At 65.8% G+C, this 12,875-nt stretch carries 8 protein-coding genes and 1 pseudogene; 8 read left to right on the top strand and 1 reads right to left on the bottom strand.

Annotated features, from left to right (window positions below):
- Positions 1-636 precede the first annotated feature (636 nt).
- The 3 genes from AB6M95_RS18295 (at position 637) to AB6M95_RS18285 (ending at position 2,915) form a co-directional block, all read left to right on the top strand.
- Positions 637-999, top strand: a complete 363-nt coding sequence (locus AB6M95_RS18295; RefSeq protein ID WP_371388187.1) for a molybdenum cofactor biosynthesis protein MoaE — start codon at positions 637-639, stop codon at positions 997-999.
- Positions 1,000-1,007: 8 nt separating this feature from the next.
- Positions 1,008-2,015, top strand: coding sequence for a GTP 3',8-cyclase MoaA (gene moaA / locus AB6M95_RS18290; RefSeq protein WP_371388186.1), 1,008 nt, complete (start codon positions 1,008-1,010; stop codon positions 2,013-2,015).
- 279 nt (positions 2,016-2,294) lie between these two features.
- A complete protein-coding gene (locus tag AB6M95_RS18285; protein ID WP_371388185.1) occupies positions 2,295-2,915 on the top strand; it encodes a nitroreductase family protein in 621 nt (206 codons plus the stop codon).
- Between the two features lie 118 nt (positions 2,916-3,033).
- Here the strand turns inward: AB6M95_RS18285 and AB6M95_RS18280 are convergent, their stop codons facing one another.
- Complete coding sequence (locus AB6M95_RS18280; protein WP_371388184.1) at positions 3,034-6,741, bottom strand: DUF748 domain-containing protein; 3,708 nt, start codon at positions 6,739-6,741, stop codon at positions 3,034-3,036.
- Between the two features lie 285 nt (positions 6,742-7,026).
- Between AB6M95_RS18280 and AB6M95_RS18275 the strand changes: the two genes are divergently transcribed.
- From AB6M95_RS18275 to AB6M95_RS18255, 5 genes and pseudogenes are all read left to right on the top strand, one after another.
- Entirely contained in the window at positions 7,027-8,757 is a 1,731-nt protein-coding gene (locus tag AB6M95_RS18275) for a sensor histidine kinase (RefSeq protein ID WP_371388183.1), read from the top strand.
- Between the two features lie 24 nt (positions 8,758-8,781).
- A pseudogene (locus AB6M95_RS18270) lies at positions 8,782-9,216 on the top strand (response regulator).
- Between the two features lie 11 nt (positions 9,217-9,227).
- Complete coding sequence (locus AB6M95_RS18265; RefSeq protein ID WP_371388182.1) at positions 9,228-9,599, top strand: response regulator; 372 nt, start codon at positions 9,228-9,230, stop codon at positions 9,597-9,599.
- A 30-nt stretch (positions 9,600-9,629) separates the two neighbouring features.
- The gene (locus AB6M95_RS18260) at positions 9,630-10,040 is read left to right on the top strand and encodes a response regulator (protein WP_371388181.1); all 411 of its coding nucleotides are present in this window, start codon (positions 9,630-9,632) and stop codon (positions 10,038-10,040) included.
- Between the two features lie 74 nt (positions 10,041-10,114).
- Positions 10,115-12,685 (top strand): PEP/pyruvate-binding domain-containing protein, encoded by a 2,571-nt coding sequence (locus AB6M95_RS18255; protein WP_371388180.1) that lies wholly within the window; start codon positions 10,115-10,117, stop codon positions 12,683-12,685.
- Positions 12,686-12,875 lie beyond the last annotated feature (190 nt).

The raw sequence follows: 12,875 nt of genomic DNA, 5'->3' as shown, positions 1-12,875 counted from the left end.
GAAGGAAAACCCTTTGAAAAGGGCTTTTCCTTCCCCTTCCCCCAGACCCCCATCCCCATCCTTTCCTAAACTTTTTGGGCGCTTCGCGGGGGGAGTGGGAAGCAGGTGAATGGTTGATTTCGCTGGACGGTGGAACGGGTCGGCAGAGAGGCGGAAGAGGCAGGGCTTGTCGCATCGCACGAACCGCGAAGCGGCGACAAAAAGTTTTGGAGAGTCCAGAGAACCTTTTTCAAAAGGTTCTCTGGCGGGGTCCGGGGCAGCGCCCCGGCCGCCGGAGGCACAAAAATGGGGCCAGGCGGTCCCGGACCGGGTTTGACCGGGAGCTGACCCTGGCCCCGCTCAGGACGGTTCGGGCATCAAAGTCGCATTGCAGGTACCGCCGGCCACAGTGGAGGGCCTGGATCCGGGGAACGCGACCTCTCCTGGTACGATGCCTTGAAACCGCCAGCTATGGGAGGAGTGCCGTTTTCGCGCGGCCTGTGCGGCCGTTTTGTCAACCATAGCCTATTCTCCGGGCGTTGGTATTATTTTTTGTTCCTCAGGGTGCCTGATCCGGGGGAATAACAAAATAGTTGTCTGCGTCGGGCCGAGGGCATACCCTCACCCGGTACGAAATGTGACAACAAGGAGTCGGATATGGATATCAACAAGGCCTTGGCCGATCTGAAGAAGGAGCCCGGTTTCGCTGAAAACGTGGGCATGGTTTTGGTGCACAACGGCGTGGTCCGCGGCTGGTCCCGCAAGGGGCACGAGGAAGTCACCGCCATCGAGATCACTCCCGATTTCGAAAAGATGGAGGAAATCCGGCAGGAGATCGAGGCGCGCGAGGGCATTTTCCGCGCCTGGTGCCACGCCAATTCCGGGCACATGCAGCCCGGCGACGACGTGCTCTTCCTGATCGTGGCCGGCGACATCCGCGAGAACGTCAAGCCCGCCCTGGCCGACTTCCTCGACCGCATCAAGTCCGAGGCGGTGACCAAGAAAGAGATTTTCGCGTAGGTACGGGCATGCACGAGCATCTGGAGGACAAGCACGGCCGCGAGGTCAGCTACATGCGCATCAGCGTGACCGACCGCTGCAACCTGCGCTGCACGTACTGCGCGGGCGAGGGCATGGAGTTCATCCCGCACCCGGACATCCTGCGCTACGAGGAGATCATGGAGCTCATCGCCATGGCCCGCAACCTCGGCGTGCAGAAGATCCGCTTCACCGGCGGCGAGCCCTTTGTGCGCAAGGGGTTCGCGGACTTCATGATCAACGCCGCGCAACGCTTCACCGACATGGACCTGTGCGTGACCACCAACGCCACCCTCATCGGTCCGGACGTGGAACGGCTGGCCGAGGCGGGCATCCGGCGGGTGAACATCTCCCTGGACACCCTGGCCCCGGAGAAGTTCGTGACCATCACCGGCCGCGACCATTTCGCCGTGGTCCGGGAGAACATCGACCGCTGCCTGGCCGCGGGCATGACCCTGAAGATCAACGCCGTGGCCATGAAGGGCGTCAACGACGACGAGCTGGGCGACTTCATCGAGTTCGCCCGCACCCATCCCGTGGATTTCCGGTTCATCGAGTTCATGCCCGTGGGCACGGAGACCGGCTGGGAGGACGGGCGCGTCTGGACCGCCGCCGAGATTTTGTCCGAGGCCCGCGCCTTTGCCGAACTCGTCCCGGTGACCAAATCGGGCGAGCGCCGCCACGGCCCGGCCCGCATGTTCAATATCGAGGGCGGCCTGGGGCGCATCGGCCTCATCTCCCCGTACACCGACCATTTCTGTTCCACCTGCAACCGGCTGCGCATCACCTCGGACGGCAACCTGCGGACCTGCCTCTTCTCGGACAAGGTCTACCGGCTGCGCCCGGCCCTGCGCCATCCCAAACTGGGCATGGACCAGGTCGAGAAGATCATCCGCCTGGCTGGCAGGAACAAGCCCATCGGCAACGAGCTGCTGCGCCGCATGCGCTCCTCGGATCACGGCGTCTGCAAGACCCGCATGGCCTCCATCGGCGGGTAGGCTCCTGATTTGCTTCGTTGCCGGGAGTTCGCCGTAGAAGGCTAGGGCTTCACTCCCGTCGCCTCGCGTCTCCGGCACCTACCCGCCAATGGAGTGCGGGAGGGTATTTGCAGGGATTTGGGGATGTTGACTTTTACCGCGCCGCATTTTGCGGCGCGGTTCTTTTTTTGCGGGAAGGGCGTTGACCTTGGGCGGTTGTGCGGTAGTATCGCGGGCAGGAAAGAAAGTCGTCCCGCGAGGCGGGGCGTGATCGCAATACCGAAACAAAGAGAGTCAGCCATGTCCATGTCCGTCAAGGAAGCCATCGGCGCGCGGCACAGCGTGCGTTCGTTCACCGGGGAGCCCGTGCCCGAAGCGGTCCTCGAAGAGTTGCTGGAGGCGGCCCGGCAGGCCCCGTCCAGCCTGAATTCCCAGCCGTGGCGGTTCATCCCGGTCACGGACGAGGCGACCCGCAAGTGGATCGCGTCGAGCGAGGTGTCCAAGAAGCAGAGTTGGCTGGCGACCGCACCGGCCATCCTGGTCTGCTGCGCGGACCTCGAGGGGTACGTCCGCGACACCCAGGCGAGCGCCTTCTTCTACAAGGAGCACAAGGTCATGGACGAGGAGCCGACCCAGGGCATCCTGGATTACGCCGAGAACGCGGAGAAGTCCTCCGAGACCGCCCGGTTCGGCGCGTCGGCCATGAACGTGGCCCTGGCCGTGTCCTTCATCATGCTCCGCGCGGTGGAGCTCGGCCTGGGCACCTGCTGGGTCGGCATGTTCAACGAAGCCCCGCTCAAGGAGCGCTTCGGCCTGACCAGGGACCAGCGCGTGGTCTGCCTCCTGGCCGTGGGCCACCCCGACGAACCGTCCGTCCCGCCCCGCAGGCGCAAGTCCCTGGACGAGATCGTTCTCAAGTAACCCGTTTCCGCGCCACATAAGAAAAGGCCCTCATCATCAATGAGGGCTTTTTTGTCGATTCTCTCTCGCCCGGAATAGGCTTGGGAGAGTGGGGCATCTGCGCCGCTTTCGCAAGCCGCTACTTGATGCCCAGGTCCGCCCTGTGCTTGGGCACGCCGGTCTTGCCGTCCGACTTGGTGTTCTTGTCCAGGAGGAAGACGCGGTTGGTCAGCTCCGGGACCTTGGAGATGATGTACTCCTTGACCGCGTTCGCCCGGTCCATGGCCAGTTGGTGGAGCATCTCGTCGGTGACCACGATGCGGTCGCGGATGAACTTCTCCATGACGTCCACGGGCTGCCGGTCGGTGACGAACAGGGTGGTCGGCTTGAGGTCCTCCTCGTCCGGCTCGTCGGCATAGGCCTCGTAGAGCATGTCCTCGTACTCGTCGGGCTCGACCGTGATCTGGTCCACCGTGGTCTCGGCCCGCTTGGACCGGGGCAGGTCGTCGTACTTGGCCTGCTTGACCTTGTGCTCCAGGATGACCTGGATGAGGCCGTTCTTGTCGGCCACCGGGTCCGTGACGCCGTCCACTTCGAGCTTGAGCTTCTTGCGTTCGGTCAGGGCCTTGATGACGGTGTCGAGCTTGTCCTCGCCCTGGGTGCTCAGTGCCGCTCGGCCGGGTTCGAAGACCACGAAGTCCATGTTCTCGCCGCCGCCGAACATGGAGCCGATCAGCGAGAAGGGCGAGGACAGGGCCTTGAAGAACAGGTTGATGATGGCCTTGAACACGATGCCGCCGATGCGGAAGTTCGGGTCGTCCAGCCGCCCGGTGATGGGCAGGTTGAGCTGCATGTCGCCGTTGGAGTCCTGGAGCAGGGACAGGCCGAACTCCACCGGGATGTTCGGCGCGCCGGGCCGCTTGTCCTTCTTGCCCAGCTGCAGCTGCTCGATGAAGAACTTGTTCTTGGCGTTCAGGACCCAGTCCTCGGTCTTGAAGATCACGTCCGCGTAGAGCCGCCCCTTCTGGATGGGGTAGGCCAGGTTCTTGAGGGTGTAGGGGGTCAGGGGCACCAGCTCCATGCCGTTCACCGAGATGGCCAGGTCGGAAAAGATGGGCATGACCACCGGGTTGACCACCCCGGTCACGGACACGGGCGTGGGGCCGATCTTGGCCTTGAAGTCCACCTTGGGCCGGGCCTCCCGGGTCTGGCCGATGTCGGTCAGGCTCAGGGCCATGGCCGTGACCTCGGTGGTGAAGGCCGGGTGCACGCTCTCGTCGTGGAGGGTGACCGCACCGTTCTGCATGCCGATCTTGCCCACGGTCAGGCGCTCGAAGAGCGGCTTCTCCTCGGCGGCCTTGGCCTCGGTCTCGGCCTCGATCTGCTTGACCACGGCCTCGGGCACCGGAACGGGCTGTTCGCCCTCGGGCGTCTGTTCCTCGGCCGGCGGCGCGGGCTCGGCCATGCGCAGGGCGCGCCGGACGTTCAGTCTGCCGTCCTTGTCGATGTGGATCAGGGCGCGCGGCCCGTTCAAATTGACCTCGCCCACGGCCAAGGTCATGGGGTCGCTGGCGAAAACGATGCCCTTGACGTCCAGCCGGTCGACGCCCCCCATCTCGGCGTCCTCGAAAGTGGTCTTGACCTTGAGGTCGGTCAGGCCGGTGCTGCCCTTGAGCGTGAACTCCGGGGTCTCTCCGCCGGTGAAGGTGTAGCTCAGGTCGGCGAAGGCCTTGCCGTCGGCGATGAGCAGGTCGGTGTCCTGGGCCAGATAGTCGTCCAGGGGACGCAGGCCGAACTTCTCGACACGGATGGTGCCGCTGGAGGCCAGGGGGTCGGCGACGGCCCGGCCGCGCACCGAGAACCAGCCGCCGCCGTTCCAGCCGCCGCTCAGGGAGAAGGGTATCTCCCCGCCCTTTTCCGTGGTGACGTCGGTGGCGTCCAGCTTGAAATTGCGCACCCCGAGGCTGGCCGGATGGGTCAGGGTCAGGTCGCGGAAGTCGGCGGCCCCATCCTCCAAGGCGAAATGCTTCACGGTCGCGGTCCACGGCGTCTCGGGCTCGCCGGCCGCTGGGGCAGTGGGCTGATCGGCAACGGGCTCGGCGGGCCGTTCGGTCTCGGCCTCGACCTCCTCGCCCGCCTTGGCGGCCTCTTCCAGGACCCGTTGCAGGTCCAGGCGGCCGTCCTTTTCGCGGATCACGTCGGCCGAGGGTTCGGTCAGCTTGACCTCGCCCACGGCGACCCGCCGGGCGGCCAGGTCCAGGGTCGCGCCGGACACGTCGAGCGCGCCCAGGGTGAGGCTCGGCTCTTTGGCCTCGGGCTTGCGCACGGCCAGACGGGTCAGGTTCAGGGAGCCGTTTTGCGCGGTCACCTGCGGCTTGCCGTCCTGGTCATGGTAGGCGAGGTCCACGGAAAAGCCGAGCTTGCCGGAATCCACCAGCAGAGGCTGGGCCTCGTTGATGTACGGGGCGTACGCGGGCACGTTCAGGTCCTTGCCCGCCACGGTGACCTTGGCCGAAACCGGGTCCAGGGTGGCCTCGCCATTGACGTAGATGAACCCTTCGGAGCCGAAGGAGCCCTTGAACACGGCGGTCTGCGCCTCGCGGGTGGACAGGTTCTCCACGGACAGGTCCAGCTTGGAGAAGGTCCTTTGGAACCCGCCCTTGACGAGGTCGTCGCGGAAATCCATGGTCCCGTCGTTGAGTTCGAACTTGCGCACGTCCAGGACGAAGGCGGAGTCGGTGTCGGCCTTGGTCTTGACCTTGGGCCCGGTGGGGCCGGGCTCGGAGCCGGGGAAGTATTCCACCCAGTTGATGTTCCCGTCCATCCGGCGCACGACCTTGAAGGTCGGCTGGTTCATGGACACCTGCTTGATGATCAGGGCGTTGTCGCCCAGGGAAAAGCGCTCCATCTCGAAGGCCAGCTTCTTCATGGAAAAGACCGACCCCTCGCCCGGCGCGGTCAGCTCCAGGTCGGTCAGGGTCCCGCCGCCGCCCAGGAAGAGGTCGATGCGCTGGGCGTCCGGCCGCTCGAAAAACAGGGAGATGTCCGAGGTGAACCGCCCGCTCTTGAGTTCGAGCGGGGTCTTGATGGGCACGTATTGCCAGTACTGGTGCAGGTCCACGTCCACCGCGCCCAGCTCGAACTCGGTCTGCAGGGTCTGGTCGAAGGGCAGGGTCCTGCCCTTGAGCTCCACGGGGTCGCCGTTGACCACGGCCGTGAACACCGGCTGGGTGAACTCCTTGACCTTGTCCGCGATGCTCGAGGTGAACGGCACGCGCAGGTGGATGTCGGAGACGACGTGCTTCTTGCCGCGGGGCCGGTCGTCGAAGGTGATGGCGGAGTTGGTCATCTCGAACCCGTACAGGGCGAAGGGGAAGACCGCGCCCTTTTTCTCCCCGGGCTTCTTTTCGGCGGCCTGCTGGTTGACGCTGTCCGGGGTGCCGAGGAGGTCGGAGAAGGAGTACTTGCCGTCGCCGTAGAAGGTCAGGTTTACGTTGAGCCCGTCGAGCTTGAGATGGCTGACCACCGGGGCCAGCTCCCAGACCGAGGAGATGCCGGGCGCGACCTCCAGGCGGTTCAGGGAGACGAGGTCCCCTTCCTCCTTGAGGTTCCTGATGTGCAGTTCGGTGAGTTCGAGGCGTAAATCGAGGGGGTTGAAATAGATGTCCCCCACGCTGGTTTCGCGGTGGGTGGCCTCCCGGACCTGGCTGACCAGGACCGCCTTCAGGATCGGGGGCACGGCGAAAAAGCCGAACAGGGTATAGGCCACGAACGCGGACAGCAGCCAGAAGACGATGCGTCGCAGCAGCGGGGTGCCGAGTTTTATCTTATCGAGGAAAGCCAGCATGATGAACCTGTCCAAAGGGGGTAAGTGTTTCCGACGTTGAACCAGTCTAGCCCAAATTGACCGGAGAATCCATGATTGTGACCGATCATATGGTTTCTAGAAACCGGTACGTTTTCGGCCGGTGCCGGGGTGTTTCGCCCCGTGTCCTGCAACACTATGGAAAATACGGATTTTGTTGCCCTAATGTCGGAATCCGGTGTATGTGGGAGGGGAATGAAAGCGTGCCCGCCGGGCCCGGTATCCGGCCCGCGACCGGGGCACGCGAACGCCGAACGGAGCGGGTCCATGTCCGACGTGCACTATTACCAGGGTCTGGCCAGGAGCATGATGTTCACCATCATCCTGGTCTCCTTCGCCCCGCTGTTCGTGGTCGTGCTCATCGCCGGATACCAGTACAGCGTGGCCTACGAGGAGAAGGTCGAGGCCCATCTGCGCGAGCTGGTCCTCAAGCACGACCAGACCATCGACGCCTACCTGGACGAGAAGATGGCCGAGATCCGGGTCCTGGCCGAGGTCATCGACCTCGGGCACCTGGCCACGCCCGGGGGCATCGAGGCCCTGCACGACGCCCTGACCGTGGGCCACGGCACCGACTTCGTGGACCTGGGGCTCATCGACGAGCACGGCATCCAGGTGGCCTATTCCGGCCCGTTCCAGCTCCGGGGGCTGGACTACTCCCGCGAGCCGTGGTTCAAGGCCGTGCGCGAAAACACGGTCCACGTCAGCGACGTGGGGCTGGGCATGCGCGGGGTCCCGCACTTCATCATCGCCCTGCGCATGCGCGCCGACGGCCGCGAGTGGGTCCTGCGCTCCACGCTCGACTTCATCGCCTTCAACCGCCTGGTGGAGAACATCCGCATCGGCGAGACCGGCATGGCCTACATCATCAACCGCGAGGGCGAGTTCCAGACCACCCCGCGCCGGGACATGACCGCCGAGGCCCCGTTCCTGCGCGAGCTGGCCCGGTCCCTGACCGGCACCGCAGACCAGGTGCACGGCCGGGCGGCCATGGCGGTCATGGACAACCCGGCGACGCACCGCGAAACCATCTTCGTGACCAGCCCGATCAAGGGCGGCGACTGGCTCATGGTCTACCAGCAGGACACGGCCGACGCCTTCGCCACCCTGAACCGCAGCCGCGACCTGGCCATCGGCATCCTGTTCCTGGGCGGTCTGGCCATCACGGTCATGGCCTTTCTCATGAGCCGCCGCATGGCCCGCAAGGTGGAGCGGGCGGACGCGGCCAAGGACATCCTGAACGAGCAGATCATCGAGGCGGGCAAACTGGCCAGCGTGGGCGAACTGGCCGCGGGCATCGCCCACGAGATCAACAACCCGGTGGCCATCATGGTCGAGGAGGCGGGCTGGATCCAGGACCTCCTGGAGGAGGGATTGTCCCGGGGCGACAACGAGCGCGAGGTCCAGCGGGCCCTGAACCAGATCCGCACCCAGGGCGCGCGCTGCAAGGAGATCACCCACAAGCTGCTGTCCTTCGCCCGCAAGATCGACCCCACGATCATGTCGTTCGACCTCAACGACCTGGTCCGGGAGATCGCCGAGCTGTCCGGGCAGCGGGCCAAGTACGCCAACGTGGTCATCGAGACCAGCCTGGGCGACAACATCGCGCCCATCGAGGCCAGCCCGTCCGAGATGCAGCAGGTCTTCCTCAACCTGGTCAACAACGCCATCGACGCCATGGACCCCGGCGGGGGCGACCTGGACATCATCACCCGCCAGGAGGGCGACACGGTCCTGGCCCTGGTCACGGACACCGGCTCGGGCATCCCCGAGGCCAACCTGTCGCGCATCTTCGACCCGTTTTTCACCACCAAGCCCGTGGGCAAGGGGACCGGGCTCGGCCTGTCCATCATCTACGGGATCATCAACAAGCTGGGCGGGACCATCTCCGTGGATTCCGCCGTGGGCCGGGGCACGACCTTCACCATCCGCCTGCCCGCCGGAAAGGCGCGGGGCGCGGACGGCGGCGAAGGCGGGGCGGAGGCCCCGGAGGCGTAACCGACAAATCACCGGGAGGGCGGCATGCCTGCCAGAGTATTGCTCGTGGACGACGAGAAAGGGTTTGTGGACACCATGGCCAAGCGGCTGGAGAACCGGGGCTACACCGTGGGCGTGGCCTACGACGGCCCGCAGGCGATTAATGCCCTGGCCAAGGGCGACGTCTTCTTCGACGTGGTCGTCCTGGACGTCAAGATGCCGGGCATGGACGGCAACGAGGCCCTGAAGCGGATCAAGGCCGACCACCCCCTGGTGGAGGTGATCATGCTGACCGGCCACGCTACCGTGGAGTCGGCCATCTAGGGCATGAAGTCCGGGGCCTTCGACTACCTGATGAAGCCGTGCGACCTGGAAAGCCTCATGGCCAAGATCGGCGAGGCCCAGGACAAGAAGGAAGCCCACGAGAACAAGATCCTCGAGGCCCGGGCCCGGCACATCGTCCTGCGCCGGGGCGAGTAGGGGAGGCCGCCATGGCGGACGAACCCATCCGCGTGCTCCTGGTCGACGACGAACTCGGCTTTCTCGACGTGCTGGCCAAGCGCATGGGCAAGCGCGGCTACCTGGTGACCACGGCGGGCAGCGGGGCCGAGTCCGTCCGGGTGCTCCGGGACAACGATTTCGACGTGGCCGTCCTCGATCTCAAGCTCGAGGATATGGACGGCATAGAGGTCTTGCAGATAATGAAGAAGATGGTGCCGGAGATGCCGGTCATCATGCTCACCGGCCACGGCTCGGAGCAGGCCGCCAGGGAGGGCGTCGAGTCCGGCGCCTTCGACTACCTGCTCAAGCCGTGCGACCTGGACGACCTCCTCGAAAAGGTCGGGGAAGCCGTGGCCGGGTAGCCGGAAACGACAACGAGACGGGAGTGGCCCATGGCCGACATAAAAGCGCTCCTCGTGGACGACGAGGAATCCTTTCGAAACACCCTGTGCAAGCGGCTTGCGCGCCGGGGAATGACCGTGGAGCAGGCGGGCTCGGGCGAGGAGGCCCTGGAACGGCTTGCGGCCTTCGAGCCGGACGTGATCCTGCTCGACGTGAAGATGCCCGGCATGGACGGGCTGACCGCCCTGCACAAGATCAAGGAAGTGAATCCGCTGATCGAGGTGGTCATGCTCACGGGCCACGCCAGCATGGAGATCGCCATCCGGGGCATGGAGCTCGGGGCCTTCGACTACCTGATGAAGCCCGTGGAGTTCGAGGAGCTGCTCTACAAGCTCGAGGACGCCTTCAAACGCAAGAAGTACCACGAGGACCGCATCGCGGCCCGGGCCGGCGGCGAGTGACCTCGTCCTTTCCCGCGCCCCTTCCCATGACCCCTGCGACCCTGACCTAGACTGTTTTCAAAGGACGACACCGAATGGGCCTGTTCGACTGGCTGCGGTTCCGCAAGAAGGAAAGGACCCCCGAGGAGCGGGCCGAGATGCGCCGCGTCTTCGCCACCCGCTACGACCATTTCCGGCTGCTCATCCAGGCCAACACCCGCGCCCATGAGCTCATGGGCGAGTTGGAGGAGGCCCTGCGCGGCTTCACCCCCTACGGCATGCATTTCGTGCGCACCCTGTGCACGCGCATCTCCACCTCCATCTACCAGATGGTCCGCCACCTGGGCGAGCTGGAGGCCCAGGGGAACGACGACCTGGTGGCGGCCATGCAGGCCATCAACGAGCGGATCATGGAGGAGCTGGAGCCCGAGGCCCACGGCGTGGGCGGCCAGCTGGTCATCGATCTGGCCGAGGTCAACCGCGACCACGCCGACCTGTGCGGCCCCAAGATGGCCATGCTCGGCGAGGCCGGTTCGAGCCTGGGCCTGCGCATCCCGTCCGGCTTCGTCATCACCGTGGCCGCCTACCAGCGGTTCGCCCAGAGCCAGGGGCTCGGCGTGGAGATCGACCGGCTCATCCAGACCATGGCCGGGGACGACCGCGAATCCGTGTTCCAGGCCTCGTCGAGCATCATGCAGCTGATCATGGAGGCCCGCCTGCCCGACGACCTCTCCTCGGCCATCCTGGCCGCCTACGACCGGCTGGCCGAAACCCTGGGCGGGGCCCCGGACCTGGCCGTGCGCTCCAGCGCGCTGGGCGAGGACATCGAGGGCTCCTCCTTCGCGGGCCAGTACCGGTCCGTGCTCAACGTGGACCGCTCCTCCCTGCTCGACGCCTACCGGGAGGTGGTCGCCTCCAAGTATTCCCGCCAGGCCATGGCCTACCGGCTGAGCCACGGCATCCGCGACGACGACGTGGCCATGTCCGTGGGCTGCATGACCATGGTCGAGGCCGTGGCCGGGGGCGTGGCCTATTCCGGCAACCCGGTCAACGTGCGCGACGACCGCGTGTCCATCAGCTCGGTCTGGGGGCTGCCCAAGCCCGTGGTGGACGGCACGGCCGGGACCGACGAATTCATCGTCGCCCGCGACCCCCTGCGCGTGGCCGAGGTCCACGTGGCCGACAAGACCGACATGTACGTGTGCAGCCCTCATGAGGGCGTGTGCCGCGAAGAGCTGGCCGGGGACAAGGGGGCGCAACCGTCCCTGGCGGAGGAGCAGGCCCTGCTTGTGGCCCGCGAGACCGTGCGCGTCGAGGAGCATTTCGGCACGCCCCAGGACATCGAGTGGGCCATGACCCCGGACGGGGCCTTCCACCTGTTGCAGTGCCGCCCGCTCATGCGCGTCTCCTCCGGCGACAATACCGCGCCCGCCGCCAACCTGCCCGAGCCCGTCCTGACCGGCGGCAAGACCGCCAGCCCGGGCGTGGGCGTGGGCCCGGCCTTCACCCTGCGCAAGGACGTGGACGCCCTCAGCTTTCCGGACGGCGGGGTGCTCATCCTGCGCCAGGCCCTGCCCAGCCGGGCGGCGCTGCTCGACCGCGCCAGCGCGCTCATCTCCGAGCAGGGCGGCATGGCCGGGCACCTGGCCAACGTGGCCCGTGAGTTCGGCGTCCCGGCCCTGTTCGGGGTCAAGGACGCGGTGGGCCGGTTCGAGGACGGCCGCATCCTGACCGTGGACGCCGAGGGCCGCGCGGTCTACGACGGCGCGGTGGAAGCCCTGCTCAAGGACACCCCCCGGCAGCGGATCATGCGCGGCAGCCCGGTCCAGGGCGCCCTGCGCAAGGCCGCCCGCCACATCGTCCGCCTGAACCTGACCAACCCGGAGTCCCCGGAGTTCAAGCCCGCCAACTGCCGGACCCTGCACGACGTCATGCGCTACTGCCACGAGCGGGCCGTGAACGTCATGTTCGAGTTCGGCACCCACGACGACTACATCGAGGCCGCCAGCCGCCAGCTCATTTGCGACGTGCCCAAGCAGTTCTGGATTCTCAACCTGGACGACGGCTTCTCTCCTGAGGGGCTGGCGCGCAAGGACCGCTGCATCCTGCTCGAACACATCGTCTCCTACCCCATGCAGATGCTCTGGGAAGGCATGCAGGCCGTGCCTTGGGAAGGTCCGCCGCCCGTCCATGGCCGGGGGCTCATGTCGGTCATGTTCGAGGCCACCATGAACCCGGACCTGGTCCCGTCCGCCGGTACCCGCTACACCCAGAAGAACTACTTCATGGTCTCGAAGAACTACTGCTCGCTCCAGTCCCGCTTCGGCTTCCACTTCTGCGGGGTCGAGGCCCTGGTGGGCGAACGGGTCAGCGAGAACTACGCCTCCTTCCAGTTCAAGGGCGGGGCCGCCAACATGGAGCGGCGCATCCGCCGCGCCCGGTTCGTGGGCGACCTCCTGGAGATGTTCGACTTCCGCGTCCGCGTGCGCCAGGACAACATGTTCGCCCGCGTCGAGGGCCTGGACCACGACACCATGGGCAACCGCCTCAAGATCATCGGCTACCTCATCACCCACACCCGCCAACTCGACATGATCATGTCCGACGACGCCGCCGTCGCCCGCCGCAAGGAACGCTTCCTCAACGACTTCAAGTTGTTCGATTGACAAGCCTCCGGGCCTCCAGCCGTTGGCGAGTCTTCGAGCCATACGGATGAGGACAGCAGCGATCGGCCGGGGGAAGGGGAGAAGGGAACCCTTTGAGAAAAGGGTTCCCTGTGCAACCGGAAACATGGGTAACACTTCTGCCCGGGTACATGGGTAACACTTTTATTGTTCGTCCACCGGTTCCGGGGGC

Source organism: Pseudodesulfovibrio karagichevae (genome assembly GCF_041414475.1).
Classification (GTDB): Bacteria; Desulfobacterota; Desulfovibrionia; order Desulfovibrionales; family Desulfovibrionaceae; genus Pseudodesulfovibrio; species Pseudodesulfovibrio karagichevae.
The sequence above is the reverse complement of the archived record's forward strand: the minus strand, read 5'-3'. Positions and strand labels throughout refer to the sequence as shown.